This window comes from Streptosporangium heterodermiicola, from assembly GCF_051390675.1.
GTDB lineage: Bacteria > Actinomycetota > Actinomycetes > Streptosporangiales > Streptosporangiaceae > Streptosporangium.
Genome location: NZ_JBPJSR010000019.1, coordinates 17,161 through 33,224, shown reverse-complemented (window position 1 = coordinate 33,224; position 16,064 = coordinate 17,161). Strand labels below are relative to the sequence as shown.

The window sequence follows — 16,064 nt, the reverse complement described above, 5'->3', positions numbered from 1 at the left end:
CTCGGGTCCCGGTTCTGGTGCCGGCGTGTGTCCGATGTTCCCGGTCGCCACGACTTCGCGCAACAGGTGGTCGTCTGGGAACAGGGCAGGGGTCAGACGTCTCGATAGTGGTCGGTAGATCTCAAAATATGTTCCATTGACACCAACTGTAACCTGATGTTCAAATGGCACCACTCAAAGGCAAGGTAAGCCCCCCGCTTGCCATTCTCATCAGGAGCGGCGCGATGAAGTCCCAACCCCTCGCAGCTGGCGTCTCCGCACTACTTCTTGCCGTCGCCCTGACCGCCTGCTCCGGCGGGAGTTCCGAAACGGACAGCGCGGCCGGTGCGGGTGGTGCCCCCGTCACACTTACGTACTGGGCGAGCAACCAGGGCGCGAGCCTGGAGAACGACAAGGAGATCCTGACGCCGGAGCTGGCCAAGTTCACCCAGCAGACCGGGATCAAGGTCAACCTGGAGGTCGTGCCGTGGAGCGACCTCACCAACAACACCCTCGCCGCGGCGGTGAGCGGGCAGGGGCCCGATGTCCTCAACATCGGTAACACCAACGCGACGACGTTCCAGTCGACCGGTGCCTTCCACCCCTTCGACGACGCCGCGCTGCAGAAGATCGGCGGCAAGGACCGCTTCGTCGACAGCGCCTTCGCCACGGCCGGGCCGCCCGGCGCGGCCCCGACCTCGATCCCGCTGTACAGCCAGGTGTACGCGCTGTACTACAACAAGAAGATCTTCGCCGACGCAGGGTTGCAGCCCCCCGCCACCTGGGAGGAGCTGGTCTCGACCGCCCAGAAGCTGACCGACCCCGCGAAGAAGAAGTACGGCATCGTCATCCCCGGCGGCACCGTCAACGTGAGCATGCACTTCTCCTACATCTTCAGCGAGCAGTACGGCGGCTCGGCGTTCGACCAGGCGGGCAAGCCGACCTTCACCTCCCCGGGGATGGTCAACGGCGTCAAACAGTACGTCGACCTGATCAGCAAGCACCGCGTCGTGAACCCGAGCGCCGCGCAGTACACCGACTCCGCGCAGGCCGCCGGGGATTTCGCCCGGGGTGACGCGGCCATGTACATGGCGCAGACCTCCGGGATCAACGTCCTGAAGCAGAACGGCATGGAGCCCGACCAGTACGGCATCGTGCCGATCCCGGCACCCGCGAGCGGCACCAAGATCTCCAGCTTCGTCGCCGGAACCAACCTCTCGGTCTTCAAGAACACCAAGCACCTCGACGCGGCGCTGCAGTTCGTGAAGTTCATGACCAGCGACGAGGAGCAGCAGATCCTCAACAAGGCGTACACCACCCAGCCCGCCGTCAAGGGCGCGTCCGCCGCGTTCACCGACGACAAGGAGAAGCTGGACGCCTTCACGAAGATCCTGGCGGAGCAGGCGAAGCCGCTGCCGCTCGTGCCGGGGATCCAGGCGTTCCAGGCCAACGTGGGCGGAGAGGTCGTCTCGCTCATCGCGAAGGCGGCGACCGGGGCCACCGTCGGTGACGCCGAGATCAAGACCGCCCTGGAGCAGGCCCAGCAGAAGATGGGCACCAGCTAACCGGTCGGGCCCCGTCCCCGCCGATCCCCGCCGACCGGCGGGACCCCCGTTGACCGACCGAACCACGGGTTGACATCGTCCCACGTCAGCCCAGCATCCGGGACGATGTCCAACCCGAGGAGAACGAGATGGCAGTGACGTTCCCCAGGAGGCCCGCGCAGGGGCCACCGGGCGAGCAGGAGCCGGACGCCGACCAGCCGAAGCGTACAAGAAGGTTCACCTGGGCGCAGGCCGCGCCCTACCTGCTGATCCTCCCGGCGGTCGCGTTCGAACTGCTCGTCCACGTCATCCCGATGATCGTCGGGATCTTCATGAGCTTCATCCGGCTCACCCAGCTCTACATCACCAACTGGTCGGCGGCGCCGTTCGCCGGCGCGGGCAACTACGGCGTCGCGCTGGACTTCTCCGGCCCGCTCGGGTGGCAACTGCTGCGGTCCTTCGGGATCACCCTCGGCTTCACGGTGCTCGTCGTCGGCGTCTCGTTCGTCTTCGGGATGTCGGCGGCGCTCGTGCTGCACCGCCTGGGACGCGGACGCGGTTTCCTGCGCACCCTGTTCCTCATCCCGTACGCGCTGCCCGCCTACGCCGGCATCATCATCTGGAAGTTCATCCTCCAGCGGGACAACGGGCTGCTCAACCAGCTGCTGGTCGACGGCCTGCACCTCGCCAGTGAACGGCCGTTCTGGCTCATCGGCGGCAACGCGTTCGTCTCGGTCGTCGTGGTGTCGATCTGGCAGCAGTGGCCCTTCGCGTTCCTGATGTCGATGGCCGGCATGCAGGTGATTCCCGAGGAGCTCTACCAGGCCGCCGCGATCGACGGCGCGAGCACCTGGCAGCAGGTCCGCCACATCACGCTGCGCATGATGCGCCCCATCAACGCCGTCCTGTTACTGCTGCTGTTCCTGTGGACGTTCCGCGAGTTCAACACCCCGTACGTGCTGTTCGGGCCGACACCGCCGGAGTCCGCGGACCTGCTGACCGTGCACATCTACTCAAGTTCGTTCATCACCTGGAACTTCGGCCTGGGCTCGGCGATGTCGGTGTTGCTGATGCTCTTCCTCGTCGTCGTCGCCAGTCTGTGGGCACTGTGGAACAGGAGAGTGAACCGCGATGCGTGAGCAACTGTCGTTCCGCGTCTTCCGCTGGGTGGTGCTGGTCCCCCTCGCCGTGTTCACGGCCGTCCCGCTCTACGTGATGATCACCTCGTCGCTCAAGCCGCTGCGGGACGTGCAGGGCGAGTTCCAGTGGTGGCCGACGAACCTGACGTTCGAGCCCTTCGTCGACATGTGGACGACCGTCCCGCTGGCCGAGTACTTCGTGAACAGCCTGCTGGTCACCAGCGTCGCGACACTGTTCAGCGTCGTCATCGCGATCTTCGCGTCGTACGCCATCTCGCGTTACCGGTTCCGGGGCAGGGGCGCCTTCTCCGGGGTGGTCCTGTCGACGCAGATGTTTCCCGGCGTGCTGTTCCTGCTGCCGCTGTTCATCATTTTCGTCAACATCGACAGGAGCCTCGGGTTCGCGTTCCTCTATCAGACCAGAATCGGGCTGATCGTCACCTACCTGACGTTCACCCTGCCATTCTCGATCTGGATGCTGGCCAGTTACATGGACGGCATACCGCGCGCCCTGGACGAGGCCGCGAAGGTGGACGGCACCACGGCGCTCGGCGCGCTCTTCCGGGTGATCCTGCCCGCCGCGCGACCCGGCATCATCGCGGTCGCCGTCTATTCCTTCATGACCGGATGGGGGGAGATCCTTTTCGCCTCGCAGCTGACCAACAGCGCCACCCGTACCCTCTCCGTGGGCATGCAGAGTTACGCCACCGAAACGAATGTCTACTGGAATCAGGTCATGGCCGCGGCCCTTGTGGTGAGCGTGCCGATCGTCGCCGGATTCCTGATCCTTCAGCGATATCTGGTCACCGGCCTCACGGCCGGAGCGGTAAAGTAAGGGCGCGGGAAATGACATTGGATGTCATCTGCGTCGGAGTTGTCACCATCGACACGATCGCCATGGTCGAGCGCATGCCCGCCGAAGACGACCGTGTGCTCGGCGAGCCCTTCGTGGTCGCCGGGGGCGGTCCCGCCGCGACCGCGGCGGTCACCCTCGCCCGGCTGGGCGCCTCGGTCGGTTTCTGCGGCGTGGTCGGCGACGACGACGCCGGCGAGCTCAGCAGGCGGCTCCTGGACGAGGAGGGGGTCGACACCCGCTGGCTGCGGACGCGCCCCGGCGTACGGACGCCGCAGAGCGTGATCGTGGTGTCCCGCGCGTCCGGCTCCCGTTCCATCGTCACGTCGCCGTCGACGCCACCCGACCCCGGTTCCGTACCGATACGCGCCTCCCGATGGCTGCACGTCGACCAGACCGGATACGGCAGCGCGCGCGCCGCGCTGCGGGGCGAGCCGGACGCGGCCTCGCTGAGCGTCGACGGCGGAAATCCGATCCCCGGGCTCGACCTCGAAGACGTCGCACTGTACGCGCCGACCGTCGGCTCGCTGCGTGACGCCTTCCCGGCCGAGGACGTGCCCGGGAGTCTGCGGGCCGCCGCCGCGGCGGGTGCCCGCCGGGTGGTGGCGACCGCGGGTGACGAGGGCTGCCAGGTGCTCGTGGACGGCCAGGTCGTGCACGTTCCCCCGGTGACCGTCGACCCGGTGTCCACCATGGGAGCGGGCGACGTCTTCCACGGCGCCCTGCTGGCGGGGCTGGTCGAGGGCATGTCCCCGGTGGAGGCCGCCTGGCGGGCCAACGTGGTGGCGGCGCTTTCATGTCGTTCCCTCGACGGCAGAAGCGGCATCCCCGATGCCGCCGAGACCGGAAAATACCTATCCGCGGTGCGACCCGCACCGCGGATTGATGAATACAGGTGAACGGAGAGAGATGTCTGGGAACCGTGTGGCCCCGGATGGTCAAGCGATGGACGAGCTGGTGGCGCCGCTGAGATCGGCCGAGGGCGGTTTCGCCATGCTCGCGCTGGACCAACGGGAGTCACTGCGCCAGATGTTCCCGCTCGTGGACGGCGACGAGGTCGGCGACGACGCGCTGCGCCACTTCAAAGACATGGCGACACGGGTGCTGTCGCCGCTGGCCTCCGCGGTCCTGCTCGACCGCCCCTACGCGGTCACTGACGCCCGGCCCGGCGGCCTCGCCCCCTCGACGAGCCTGATCCTCGCCGCGGACGTCCTGGACCAGCCGAAGGGGCAGGGGGTGATCACCACGACCCTCGACCCCGCCGTCACCCCCGAGTTCATCGGGCGGGTCGGAGCCGCCGCGGTGAAGTTCCTGGTCATCTGGCGCCCCGACGAGAGCGAGGAGGAAAGGACACGGCTGGTCCTGTCGTTCCTGGACGTCGCCCGCGCCGCGGGGGTGCCCAGCCTGGTGGAGGCCGTCGTGCGGCCCGCGACCGGCGGGGAGTGGGACGGCCCCGACGCCCGCCACGAGGCCATCCTCCAGGCGGCGCGCGAGGTCTCGACCCTCGGCGGGACGATCTACAAGGCGGAGATGCCCGGCTACCTGCCGGGGGACGTCTCGCGCGTCAGGGACCACGCCGAGCGCATGTCCGGCATCGTTCCCGTCCCCTGGGTCGTGCTGTCCAACGGCGTCGACCAGCCCGACTTCGCGCCGGGCGTCCGGGAGGCGTGTCTCGGCGGCGCCGAGGGGTTCCTCGCCGGACGCGCCATCTGGGGAGACACGGTCGCCGACCCCGACACGCTCGGCGCGCTGAGCCGGAGGTCGGTGGAGAGGCTGCGCGCGCTCACCGCCATCGTCGCCGAGACCTCGCGGCCGAGGCATTCGCGAGCCGGGGTCCTCCCGCTTCCGGGGCCGGACGTGGAAGCGGAGGGGGTACGGAGATGACCGAGGAGAACTTCAGGTACACCTCGGCGCCGGAACGCCGCGAGCGGCTGGTGCAGTTCATCTCCGAACAGGGCTACTGCACGATCACGGAGCTGTCGAACGCCTTCGCCGTCTCCGAGATGACGATCCGGCGCGACGTGCTGCGGCTGGCCGAGCAGGGCAAGGTGCGGGCGTTCCGAGGCGGTGTCGGCTCGCTGTCCAAGCAGGATATGGAGGGCAGCGACTACCGCCTGCGGGACATGAAGATGGCCGACGCCAAGCGGGCCATCGCCCTCAAGGCGATCGACATGGTGGGCATCGGCTCGGTGGTGGCCATCGACGCCGGGACGACGGGCCACCAGGTGGCCGAACTGCTGCCCCCCGACCGCAACGTCACGGTCGTCACCCACTCCTTCCCCGTGGTGTCCAGCCTGATCGGCCGTACCGGCACGGAGGTGATGTGCCTGGGCGGCCTGCTGCACCCGGAGTCGCTGTCCTTCGACGGCCCGGCCGCCCTCGCGGCCATCTCCAACCTCCGGGTGGAGACGTTCTTCCTCGCCGCGAGCGGCATCGGGGAGCGGGGCGCCTTCTGCGGCAACGGCTTCGACGCCATCACCAAGCGCGCGCTGATCGAGGTCGCGGAGCGTGTGGTGCTGCTCGCGGACTCCTCCAAGTTCTACGCCTCGGCGATGGTGAAGATCTGTGACTGGGAGGTCATCGACCGGATCATCGTCGACGACGGCATCTCCGAGAGTCAGCGGCACATGCTCGAACAGCAGGACGTGGACGTGGTGACGGTGACGCCGCGGGACGTCGGCACCGTCGGCTCCACCGCGGACGCCGCCTCGTGAGCGGTACGAGCGGTGCGAGCCGCCACCGCGTCGCGGTCATCGCGGGCGACGGCATCGGCCAGGAGGTGGTGCCGGCCGCCATCGACTGCCTCGACCTGGTGGCCGGCCTGCACGGGCTCGACCTCGACTGGCACTACCTGGGCTGGGGCTCCGACCACTACCGCGCCCACGGCCGGATGCTCCCGGTGGACGGGCTGGACATCCTGGCCGAGCACGACGCCATCTTCCTCGGCGCGGTCGGAGTTCCGGATATCCCGGACGTGGAGACCCTGTGGGGCCTGCTGATCCCGATCCGCCGCCGCTTCGAGCAGTACGTCAACCTCCGCCCGGTGAGGACCCTGCCGGGTGTGCCCTCACCCCTCGCCGACTCCGGCCCGATCGACCTGGTCGTCGTCCGCGAGAACAACGAGGGCGAGTACTCGGAGGTCGGCGGGCGCGTGTACCGAGGCCTGCCCGAGGAGTTCGCGGTACAGGAGTCGGTGTTCACCCGGCGCGGCGTGGAACGGGTGGCACGGTACGCCGCGCGGCTCGCCGCGAGCCGGGGCGGGCGACTCACCTCGGCCACCAAGAGCAACGGGATCGTGCACACGATGCCGTTCTGGGACGAGGTCGTCCGGGAGGTGCTCGCCGGGTTCCCCGACGTCGGGCTGCGGAGCGAGCTGATCGACGCGCTCGCCGCGAGCCTGGTGCTGCACCCGGGTCGCTACGACGTGATCGTGGCGTCCAACCTGTTCGGCGACATCCTCTCCGACCTGGCCGGTGCGATCACCGGGTCCATCGGGGTCGCGCCCAGCGCCAACCTGAATCCCGAGGGCCGCCACCCGTCGATGTTCGAGCCCGTCCACGGGTCGGCGCCGGACATCGCGGGGCAGGGCGTGGCCAACCCCGTCGGCCAGATCTGGAGCGGGGCGATGATGCTGGACGCCCTGGGCCACCCCGCCGCGGCCGCGCACCTGGTGGCCGCCTTCGAGGCCGCCCTGGCGGAGGGGATCCGTACCCGCGACCTGGGCGGGCGGGCGTCGACGACCGCGTTCACCGAGGCGGTGCGCGGACACATCGAGGACATCGGGCGGACCGGGGAACACGCCGGCACCGGACGACCGGACGGGAGCCGGAGCATGAGGGACGCGTCGGCGTCGGACGACCGGACGGGAGCCGGAGCATGAGGGACACGTCGGCATCGGAGACACGGACGGGAGCCGGAACGTGGTGAGCCGCGACCAGTCGCTGTACATCGACGGGGCCTGGGTCGGCGGCGCGGGCTCGCGCCCGGTCCGGGACCGCTGGACGGGCGAGCGGATCGGCACGGTCGCGGTGGGCCTGGGCGAGCACGCCGTCCGCGCCGTCGACGCGGCCGAGGCGGCCATGGCACGGGGACTGCCGGTGCCGGAACGCGCCCGCGTGCTGGCGACCGCCGCGCGGCTCCTCGGGGAGCGCGGCGAGGAGTTCGCCTGGTCCGTCACCGCGGAGACCGGGAAGCCGATCACCGCGGCGCGCGGCGAGGTGGGCCGCGCCGTGCAGACCCTCGGCTGGGCGGCCGAGGAGACCAGGCGGCTGACCGGTGAGACGGTCCGGCTGGACGCCGTCGAGTCGGGCGCGGGCACCATCGCGCTCACGGTGCCCGAGGCGCGCGGCGTCGTCGCGGCCGTCACCCCGTTCAACTTCCCGCTCAACCTGGTGCTGCACAAGGTCGCGCCGGCGCTCGCGGCGGGATGCGCCGTGGTGCTCAAGCCGTCCGACAAGGCGGTGCTGGTCGCGGGCCTGCTGGTGGAGGTGTTCGCGGAGGCGGGCCTTCCCGCCGGATGGCTCAACCTGGTGACCGGCACCCCCGCCGACGTCGTCGAACCGTGGATCGACGACCCCCGGGTGGCGGTGATCAGCTTCACCGGGTCGAGCCGGGTGGGCTGGGACCTCAAGGCGAGGTCGCCCCGCAAGCTGCACGTGCTGGAGCTGGGTTCGAACACCGCCATGGTCGTCACCGGCAACGCCGACCTGGAGCGCGCCGCCGACGACGCGGTGACCTCCGCCCTGGCCAACTCGGGACAGGCCTGCGTCTCGCTGCAGCGGGTGTACGTGACCCGCGAGGTGGCCGACCGGTTCACCGCCCTGCTGGCCGAGGCGTTCAGGACGGTCGGGTACGGCGATCCGCGGGACGACGCCACCGTGGTCGGGCCGCTCGTCACCACCGAGGCGACGACGGGCCTGAAGCGCTCGATCGACGCCGCGGTGGCCGGCGGCGCGCGGCTGCTCGCGGGCGGCGACGTGGTCGGCGGGGTGCTGGAGCCCACGCTGCTGGCCGAGGTCGACCCGGACAGCGCGCTGGTCTGCGAGGAGGCGTTCGGCCCGGTGGCGAGCGTGCTCGTCGTCGACGACCTGGACGAGGCGATCCGCGGCGTGAACTCCTCGCGGTACGCGCTGAACTCGTCGATCTACACCGGCGACCTCGGCGAGGCCATGGAGTACGCGGCCCGCGCGCAGGCGGGCAGTGTGCTGGTGAACATGCCCCCGTCCTACCGCGCCGACCACATGCCCTACGGGGGCGTCAAGGACTCCGGGCAGGGCACCGAGGGCGTCAGGTACGCGGTCCACGAGCTGCTGCATCACAAGCTGGTGGTCCTCAAGCCCTAGCGGGAAGGGGCGCTCGGATCACGGTTCCGGCGGGGGAGGCACGGTCCCCGGCCGGGACCGTGCCTTTTCCGGCACATCGGGTCTTTCCCAGCACGTCGGGTCTTTCCGGCACGTCAGGTCTGAGTGAAGGCCGTGTCGAAACGGGCGTGGGGCCGCTCCCAGAGCAGTGACCGCACGAGTTCGAGCGCCCGGGGCGCGCCGTGCGTCCGGCTCATCCCCGCGTCCTCCCACTCGATGGATATCGGCCCGTCGTACCCGATCGACTCCAGGGCGCGGAAGGCGTCCTCGAAGGGCACGTCGCCGTGGCCCGCGGAGACGAAGTCCCAGCCGCGCCGGGGGTCCCCCCAGGGAAGGTGCGAACCGAGACGGCCCGCCCGGCCGTCCTTCGCGCGGATCCTGGTGTCCTTGCAGTCGACGTGGTAGATCCGGTCGGCGAAGTCGACGATGAAGTTGGCCGGGTTGATGTCCTGCCACATCATGTGACTCGGATCCCAGTTGATCCCGAACGCGTCCCTGCGGTCGATGGCCTCCAGGGTCCGGGCCGTCGTCCAGTAGTCGTAGGCGATCTCGCTCGGGTGGACCTCCAGGGCGAACCGCACCCCTTCCGCGTCGAAGACGTCCATGATCGGGTTCCATCGGGCGGCGAAGTCGGCGTAGCCGTCGTCGATCACCTCCTGGGGCACCGGCGGGTACATCGCGACGTACCGCCAGATCTTCGAGCCGGTGAACCCGGTGACCACCGAGGCGCCGAGTTTGCGTGCCAGGATCGCGGTCTTCTTGACCTGCTCGGACGCGCGGGCGCGGACCCCGTCCGGGTCGCCGTCTCCCCAGGTGCGCGATCCGGCGATCGACCGGTGGCGGAAGTCGAGCGGGTCGTCGCAGACCACCTGGCCCTGGGCGTGGTTCGACAGCGCCCAGACGCCGAGCCCATGGCGGTCCAGGATCTCCCGCCGGGAGTCGAGGTAGCCCTCGTCCTCAAGCGCCCGGTCCACGTCCAGGTGCTGTGACTTGCAGGCGATCTCCAGGCCGTCGAACCCCCACTCGGAGGCCAGCCGGGCCACCTCCTCGAAGGGCAGGTCTGCCCACTGCGCGGTGAACAGCGTTACGGGACGGGTTGACATGGGGTCTCCTTCACCCGGGGGCCGGATCCGGTCAGGGATCGGCCTGCAGGAATTCGAGCTGGTTGCCGAAGCAGTCGTAGGTGTGGAAACGGCGATGCCCGGGGAAGCGGTCGTCGGTCTCGACGGCGGCCCCGTGCCCGGCCAGCCGGGCGGCGAGCGCGTCCAGGTCGTCGACCAGGATCGCCGGATGGCCGAGCCGGTTCGGCCGGAAGTCCTCGTCGGGCAGGCCGTGGATCTCCACGCCGCCGGTGCCGAACCAGCAGCCGACCGGCCGCATGGTCGCCGGTTTCGGCACCTCCGCCATGCCGAGCACGCCGCCGTAGAAGGCGCGGGCACGGTCCTCCTCGCCGACCGGCATGGTGAAGGTGGCGTGGTGCAGGCGCCGGAAGACGACGGGGTGCCCGACGTCCCGGCCGGTCGCGCCTTCGTCGGGCCGTCGCGTGTCCGGGCTGGTCGCGCCTTCGTCGGTGTGGCGCCCGGCCCGGCCGGTCATGCCGTGACCGGGGCGGCGTGCACGCGGGCGATCGCGTCCCCGAGGATCCGGGGCAGGTCCCGCTCCGGGATGGTGAACGACGTCTCGTCGTCGATGGCCAGCGGGGCGCCGAACACCACGACGCCCGCGCCGATGGCCGGGCAGCCGACCGCCTGCTCGATGGACAGCCCCCCGACCGCCTGCACCGGGACGGTGGTCGCGGCGACGATGCCGGGCAGGTCAGTGAGCGGGGACAGGTTCAGCTCCCGGTGCGCGCTGCGGTGGTCGTGGCCGATGTGGTGGATGACCATGCCGACCCCGAGGTCCTCCAGCCGCCTCGCCTCGGCCACCCGGTCGCCGGCCCCCATGTCGTCGCCCATCACCAGGACGCCGAACTCCTCGCCCGCCTCGCAGACGCGCCGCACCGTCGCGTCGTGGGCGCGGCCCATCACGACCACGGCGTCGGCGCCGGCCTCGGCGTACATGCGGGCCTCGCCGTACCCGCCGTCCATGACCTTCAGGTCGGCCACCAGCGGGTGGTCCGGATACTCCGCGCGCAGGGTGCGCACGGCACGGAGACCCTCGGCCATCACCAGGGGGGTGCCGACCTCCAGCCAGTCGGCCCCGGCCTCGACCGCGATGGCGGCCATGCGCAGCGCGTCGTCGAGGGTCTTCAGATCGAGTGAGACCTGAACGATGCCGTGAGTCAGATCGGATCGCCGCAGACCTCGGATCGACGGGCTCATGTCGTGTTCCTCCTGCTTCGGGGGTGTGCCCCGTCTCTGGTTCCGGGTGTTCGTCGTTGGGTGAACCCGCGCCCGGCGGTCCGCTCGGCGTACGCCGGGTGGTCCGGCCGTGCGCGCGGGGTGGTCCGTCCCGCGTACGGCCGCTGGGTCAGCCGGTGTGCCCGGCCGCGCTTCCGGCGGCGCTTCTGGCCGCGCTCCTGGCCGCGTCGTGGCTGCGCACCCGCACCGCCGTCGAGCCGCCGAACCAGCGGTCGCGGGCCGCGCGGAGGAAGTCGGCCGAGGCGCGCAGCTCGTCGAGGCCGTTGACCCCGTCCTCGATGCTGATCCAGCCGTCGTAACCGGCCTCCACCAGGATCGGGAAGATGCGGTCGTAGTCGTTGAGCCCCTGCCCGATGACGCCGTGCCTCAGGGCCGGTGAGTATCCGATGGTGCCGTCCGCCTGGCGCAGGTCGTCCAGGGTCGTCCCGGTCTGGAGATAGCGGTCGGACGCCTGCATGGTGACCACCCGGCCGACCACGCGCCGCAGGAACTCGGCCGAGTCGACGCCCGCGACGATCGCGTTGGAGGGGTCGTACTGCACCCCGAAGTTGACGCGGTCGGAGATGCTCTCGACCAGCGCGAGGAAGACCTCGGGCGACTGTGCCAGCTCCGGGTAGGTCCAGGTGGTGGCCTTGTAGTGGTTCTCGATGGCCAGGGTGACGCCCAGCTCGGCGGCGAGCGGGAGGAGGGTCTCGATCGCCTCGGCCGCCCACCTGACGCCCTGCTCGACGGGAACCTGCGGGTAGGCCTGCCCGCTGAGCACCCGGCAGGTGGCCCCGGGGCCGCCGAGCACGGCGGTGACGCGGATGAACTCGGCCTGGCGGTCGATCTCCCGCGCGCGGACGCCGGGGTCGGGATGGGTGAAGTCGGGGGAGGCGCACATCATCGGCATCTGGAATCCGGCGTCCGCGAGAGCGTCGCCGACCCGCCGGAGCTCGTCCTCGGCGGTGGACCAGAGGAAGCCGGTGTGGAGTTCGAGCCCGTCGACGCCGAGCGTGCGGGCCTCGTCGATCCACTCGAAGACGGACTTGGTGCGCCGGATCACCATCTCTTCCAGGTAGCCCTTCGGGAACGCTGCGATCCTCACGTCCGCTCCTCACCCGACTCAGCCCGTGAATCGATACGTTAGCACCAAAGTGTGGGAGATAGCATACAGACTTTGAGCGGATTCTGAACTACTGTTGGGGTAGAGCGAGCATTTCTTGCGCCCGCCAGCACGCCGGGAGGTCGTCCCGGGTGCTCCGGAGGCCCCCGCTCGGTCGAGAAAACTACGAGCTGGAGGAACGCTGTTGAAAGCGTTGGTCAAGTACGCGGACGCCGGCGGCGCGCTGGAGGTGCGCGACGTCCCCGAACCGGTGGCCGTGCCGGGAACGGTCCTCGTCCGGGTGCACACGGTCGGCGTGTGCGGATCCGACATCCACATGTGGCACAACACGCAGAGCAAGAGTTCCAAGGGCGTGCTGCCCATCACCCTCGGGCACGAGTCGGCCGGCGTCATCGCCGCCGTCGGTGACGGCGTGACCGGCTGGTCCGCCGGGGACCGCGTGGTCTGCGAGACCGCGGCGTCGATCTGCGGCGTGTGCGGCCTGTGCCGCGCCGGACGCTACAACCTGTGCCCGTGGCGCGAGGGCTACGGGCTCAAGCGCGACGGGGCGATGGCCGAGTATCTGGTGGCCGAGCCCCGCGTGCTGCACAGGATCCCGGACAACGTCGGCTTCGAGACCGCGTCGATGACCGAGCCCTACGCGGTCGCGTACAACGCGGTGGTGGAGCGCGCGCAGGTGAGTCCCGGTGACCTGGTGGTCGTCCAGGGGGCCGGGACGATCGGGATCCTCGCCCTCCAGATGGCCGTCCTCCGCGGCGCCGCCACCACGGTCGTGCTCGGCACCGACATCGACACCCACCGGCTGGACAAGGCCAGGCAGCTCGGCGCCGACCACACCGTCGACATCTCCCGGCAGGACCCGGCCGAGGTGATCGCGCGGCTGCACGACGGCCTCGGCGCGGACCTGGTGGTCGACGCGACCGGGGTGAGCGCCGCGTTGCGGCAGAGCATGGAGCTCGTCCGCCCCGCGGGGGCGATCGCGAAGGTCGGCTGGGGGCCGCAGCCGCTCGGTTTCACCCTGGACCCGCTGGTCAAGAAGGCCGTGACGCTCTACGGGTGCTACTCGCACACCTGGAGCACCTGGGAGAACGTGCTTCGCCTGTTCAGCCAGGGCAAGGTCCGCCCGGAGCGGATCCTCGGCGGGGTGTACGCCATCGAGGAGTGGGAGGAGGCGTTCTCCGCGATGCAGCGGGGGGACAACGTCAAGTCCGCGCTGCGGATGCCCTTCGGGTTCGAGAGCGACGACTCCCGGGCCGACGACTTCCGGGCCGACGACTCCCGGGCCGATGACTTCCGGGCCGATGACTTCCGGACCAGCGGGTTCCGGACCAGCGAAACGACGAGCTGAAAGGCCAACGGCGTGTCCCCCTCACCCATCCGTCTGGGAGTCCTCGGGCTCGGCGCGGTCGCCCAGGCGGTGCACCTGCCGCTCCTGGCGAAGCGGCCGGAGCTGTACACCGTCGCCGGAATCTGTGACCTCTCCCCCGAGGTCACCGACGCCATGGGGCGGCGGTACGGCATCCCCCGGTCCCGGCGGTTCTCCCACCTCGACGACCTGCTCGACGCCGGTGGCCTCGACGCCCTGATGATCCTCTCCCGGGGCTCCCACACCTCGGCGGTGCGCGCGGCCTTCGCCCGGCGGCTGCCGGTGTTCTGCGAGAAGCCGCTCGCCTACACCACGGCCGAGGTCGACGAGCTGATCGCCGCCGAACCCGACCTCGGGCATCCGGCGATCCTGCTCGGCTACATGAAGCAGTACGACCCCGCGGTCGTCGAGGCGGCGCGCCTGCTGGAGGACGTCGACGACATCCGCGTCGTCGAGGCGAGCGTGCTGCACCCCACCGGGGCCTCCCAGCTGGCCCTCGCCCGGCTGGTCGGGCCGAGCGGGCCACCGCCGCCGCGCGTACAGGCCGAGGCCGACGCCGAGGACCTCGCGCTGTGGCGTACCGCGTTGGGCGACGCCGACGAGGCGCTGTGGCGCACCTACCGGGGCGCGCTGGTCAGCAGCCTGGCGCACGATCTGTCGATCATGAGGAGCTTCGGCTCGCCACCCGCCACCGTCGACTTCGCCGACATCTGGCGGCAGAGCTCCAAATACGCCCTGCGGGACGTGGGGCGCGACAGGAAGTCCTTCGGCGAGCACCCCCCGTCGATCTCCGCCACGGGCACCCTCGCCGGTGGCGGCCGGTTCGGCCTGTCCTGGCACTACCTGCCCGACTTCCCGGCCTACCGGGAGACGGTACGGGTGGTGCACGGCCGGGGCACGGTGGAGCTGACCTTCCCCTCCCCGTACCTCCTGCACGCGCCCACGGAGCTCGTCGTCACCTCCCTCGACGGCGACGCGGAGCGAAGGGTGCTGCGCCGCAGCGTGACCGAGGCGTTCGAGACCCAGCTGGAGGCGTTCCACGCCATGGTCCGCGAGGGGGTCGAGCCCCGGTCGGGGCTGGACGCGGGCAGGGCCGACATCCTCGACTGCCAGCGGATCGTGGCGAACTACGCCGCCCGGACCGGGACCCCGGTGGGCGGCGAGGTGGGCCGGCTCGCCGGCGAGCGGGCGGGGGTGCCGAGCCGGTGACGGCATCCGAGACGGCTACATCCGAGACGGCGGCGACATCCCGTCCGGGGGCGTCCGCACCGATCCGTACCGCGATCGTCGGGTACGGCCTGGCGGGCAGCGTCTTCCACGCGCCGCTGATCGGCGCCGACCCCGCGTACGCCCTGCGTGGCATCGTCACCGGCGATCCGGGGAGGGCGAGCGCGGCGGCCGGACGCCACCCCGGCGTCCGCGTCCTGCCCAGCGTCGAGCGGCTGCTCGCGGAGGACGAGTACGACCTCGTGGTGATCGCCTCGCCGACGCCGAGCCACGTGGAGCTCGCGGAGCGGACGCTGGAGCTGGGCCTGGCGACCGTGGTCGACAAGCCGCTCGCCGTCAGGGCCGCCGACGCGGAACGGCTCATCGCGCTCGCGGACAGCCGTGGGGCACCCCTGACCGTGTTCCAGAACCGGCGGTGGGACGGCGACTTCCTGACCGTCCGGCGGCTCGTCGAGGAGGGCGCGCTCGGGGAGGTACGGCGCTTCGAGTCCCGGTTCGAATGGCTCAACCCCCGGCCCCGGCCCGCCTGGAAGAGCGGCACCACCGGCCGCGACGGCGGCGGCATCGCCTACGACCTGGGCTCGCACCTCATCGACCAGGCCGTGCGGCTGTTCGGGCCGGTTGACGAGGTGTACGGCGAGCTGGACCGCCGCAGGGAGGGCGCCGTCAACGACGACGACAGCTTCATCGCCCTCACCCACACCTCGGGCGTCCGGTCACACCTGTCGATGAGCAGCCTGGTCGCGCGGCGCGGGTTCCGCTTCCGGGTGCTCGGCTCGGCGTCCGCGTACACCAAGTGGGGGCTCGACCCGCAGGAGTCGCAGCTCGCGGCGGGGATGTCTCCCCTGGACGAGGGCTTCGGCGTCGAGCCGGTCGCGTCCTACGGGCGGCTGGGGCGCGACGAGGACGACGCGCCGGTGCCGACCGAGCGCGGCGGCTACCGGCGGTTCTACGCGACGCTGGCCGAGGCGCTGGCCGGTCGCGGCCCGCTCCCGGTGGACCCGAGGGACGCGCTCACGGCCATCCGCGTCATCGAGACGCTGCACGCCCAGCGAGACTGACTCCGGTACGGGACGGAGAACACGGACGGCGCCCGCCATCTGGCGGGCGCCGTCCGTGTTTCCCTCGACC

Annotated in this window: 15 protein-coding genes; 11 read left to right on the top strand and 4 right to left on the bottom strand. The window is 70.7% G+C overall.

Going from position 1 to position 16,064, the window contains the following annotated elements:
* Nucleotides 1–224: 224 nt before the first annotated feature.
* The 8 genes from ACSC1Q_RS32625 (at nt 225) to ACSC1Q_RS32590 (ending at nt 8,857) form a co-directional block, all read left to right on the top strand.
* Entirely contained in the window at nt 225–1,544 is a 1,320-nt protein-coding gene (locus ACSC1Q_RS32625) for an ABC transporter substrate-binding protein (protein WP_436762546.1), read from the top strand.
* A gap of 128 nt (nt 1,545–1,672) precedes the next feature.
* Nucleotides 1,673–2,662, top strand: a complete 990-nt coding sequence (locus ACSC1Q_RS32620; RefSeq protein ID WP_436762545.1) for a carbohydrate ABC transporter permease — start codon at nt 1,673–1,675, stop codon at nt 2,660–2,662.
* Nucleotides 2,655–3,497, top strand: coding sequence for a carbohydrate ABC transporter permease (locus ACSC1Q_RS32615; protein WP_436762544.1), 843 nt, complete (start codon nt 2,655–2,657; stop codon nt 3,495–3,497). Before ACSC1Q_RS32620 ends, ACSC1Q_RS32615 begins: the two co-directional genes overlap by 8 nt.
* A gap of 11 nt (nt 3,498–3,508) precedes the next feature.
* Complete coding sequence (locus ACSC1Q_RS32610; RefSeq protein WP_436762543.1) at nt 3,509–4,414, top strand: carbohydrate kinase family protein; 906 nt, start codon at nt 3,509–3,511, stop codon at nt 4,412–4,414.
* Between the two features lie 46 nt (nt 4,415–4,460).
* A complete protein-coding gene (locus ACSC1Q_RS32605) occupies nt 4,461–5,399 on the top strand; it encodes a hypothetical protein (protein WP_436762542.1) in 939 nt (312 codons plus the stop codon).
* Nucleotides 5,396–6,229 carry a DeoR/GlpR family DNA-binding transcription regulator gene (locus ACSC1Q_RS32600; protein WP_436762541.1) on the top strand — a complete coding sequence of 278 codons (834 nt, stop codon included), beginning with the start codon at nt 5,396–5,398 and terminating at the stop codon, nt 6,227–6,229. Before ACSC1Q_RS32605 ends, ACSC1Q_RS32600 begins: the two co-directional genes overlap by 4 nt.
* Nucleotides 6,226–7,395, top strand: coding sequence for a tartrate dehydrogenase (locus ACSC1Q_RS32595; RefSeq protein ID WP_436762540.1), 1,170 nt, complete (start codon nt 6,226–6,228; stop codon nt 7,393–7,395). The genes ACSC1Q_RS32600 and ACSC1Q_RS32595 overlap by 4 nt, the downstream gene beginning before the upstream one ends.
* A 40-nt stretch (nt 7,396–7,435) precedes the next feature.
* Nucleotides 7,436–8,857 carry an aldehyde dehydrogenase family protein gene (locus ACSC1Q_RS32590; protein ID WP_436762539.1) on the top strand — a complete coding sequence of 474 codons (1,422 nt, stop codon included), beginning with the start codon at nt 7,436–7,438 and terminating at the stop codon, nt 8,855–8,857.
* 113 nt (nt 8,858–8,970) lie between these two features.
* On the opposite strand, the gene ACSC1Q_RS32585 is transcribed toward ACSC1Q_RS32590, so the two are convergent.
* From ACSC1Q_RS32585 to ACSC1Q_RS32570, 4 genes are all read right to left on the bottom strand, one after another.
* Entirely contained in the window at nt 8,971–9,978 is a 1,008-nt protein-coding gene (locus ACSC1Q_RS32585; RefSeq protein WP_436762538.1) for a sugar phosphate isomerase/epimerase family protein, read from the bottom strand.
* Between the two features lie 31 nt (nt 9,979–10,009).
* Nucleotides 10,010–10,471: a VOC family protein gene (locus ACSC1Q_RS32580; RefSeq protein ID WP_436762537.1), complete on the bottom strand. Its 462-nt coding sequence runs from the start codon at nt 10,469–10,471 to the stop codon at nt 10,010–10,012.
* Entirely contained in the window at nt 10,468–11,196 is a 729-nt protein-coding gene (locus ACSC1Q_RS32575) for an orotidine 5'-phosphate decarboxylase / HUMPS family protein (protein ID WP_436762536.1), read from the bottom strand. The genes ACSC1Q_RS32580 and ACSC1Q_RS32575 overlap by 4 nt, the downstream gene beginning before the upstream one ends.
* A gap of 148 nt (nt 11,197–11,344) precedes the next feature.
* On the bottom strand, nt 11,345–12,322 hold the full coding sequence (locus ACSC1Q_RS32570; RefSeq protein WP_436762535.1) for a sugar phosphate isomerase/epimerase family protein: 978 nt from the start codon (nt 12,320–12,322) through the stop codon (nt 11,345–11,347).
* A 202-nt stretch (nt 12,323–12,524) separates the two neighbouring features.
* On the opposite strand from ACSC1Q_RS32570, the gene ACSC1Q_RS32565 reads away from it, so the two are divergent.
* Genes ACSC1Q_RS32565 through ACSC1Q_RS32555 form a run of 3 tightly spaced genes read left to right on the top strand, consistent with a single transcriptional unit; the run spans nt 12,525 to nt 15,994 of the window.
* Nucleotides 12,525–13,688 carry a zinc-dependent alcohol dehydrogenase gene (locus ACSC1Q_RS32565; protein ID WP_436762534.1) on the top strand — a complete coding sequence of 388 codons (1,164 nt, stop codon included), beginning with the start codon at nt 12,525–12,527 and terminating at the stop codon, nt 13,686–13,688.
* A 12-nt stretch (nt 13,689–13,700) separates the two neighbouring features.
* A complete protein-coding gene (locus ACSC1Q_RS32560) occupies nt 13,701–14,915 on the top strand; it encodes a Gfo/Idh/MocA family protein (protein ID WP_436762533.1) in 1,215 nt (404 codons plus the stop codon).
* A complete protein-coding gene (locus tag ACSC1Q_RS32555; RefSeq protein ID WP_436762532.1) occupies nt 14,912–15,994 on the top strand; it encodes a Gfo/Idh/MocA family protein in 1,083 nt (360 codons plus the stop codon). Before ACSC1Q_RS32560 ends, ACSC1Q_RS32555 begins: the two co-directional genes overlap by 4 nt.
* Nucleotides 15,995–16,064: the final 70 nt, after the last annotated feature.

Excerpts from the sequence above, each read along its gene's own strand:
- ACSC1Q_RS32585 (WP_436762538.1), bottom strand. The coding sequence starts at position 9,978 with ATGTCAACCCGTCCCGTAACGCTGTTCACCGCGCAGTGGGCAGACCTG.
- ACSC1Q_RS32610 (WP_436762543.1), top strand. The coding sequence starts at position 3,509 with ATGACATTGGATGTCATCTGCGTCGGAGTTGTCACCATCGACACGATC.
- ACSC1Q_RS32615 (WP_436762544.1), top strand. The coding sequence starts at position 2,655 with ATGCGTGAGCAACTGTCGTTCCGCGTCTTCCGCTGGGTGGTGCTGGTC.
- ACSC1Q_RS32600 (WP_436762541.1), top strand. The coding sequence starts at position 5,396 with ATGACCGAGGAGAACTTCAGGTACACCTCGGCGCCGGAACGCCGCGAG.
- ACSC1Q_RS32575 (WP_436762536.1), bottom strand. The coding sequence starts at position 11,196 with ATGAGCCCGTCGATCCGAGGTCTGCGGCGATCCGATCTGACTCACGGC.
- ACSC1Q_RS32580 (WP_436762537.1), bottom strand. The coding sequence starts at position 10,471 with ATGACCGGCCGGGCCGGGCGCCACACCGACGAAGGCGCGACCAGCCCG.
- ACSC1Q_RS32620 (WP_436762545.1), top strand. The coding sequence starts at position 1,673 with ATGGCAGTGACGTTCCCCAGGAGGCCCGCGCAGGGGCCACCGGGCGAG.
- ACSC1Q_RS32625 (WP_436762546.1), top strand. The coding sequence starts at position 225 with ATGAAGTCCCAACCCCTCGCAGCTGGCGTCTCCGCACTACTTCTTGCC.
- ACSC1Q_RS32605 (WP_436762542.1), top strand. The coding sequence starts at position 4,461 with ATGGACGAGCTGGTGGCGCCGCTGAGATCGGCCGAGGGCGGTTTCGCC.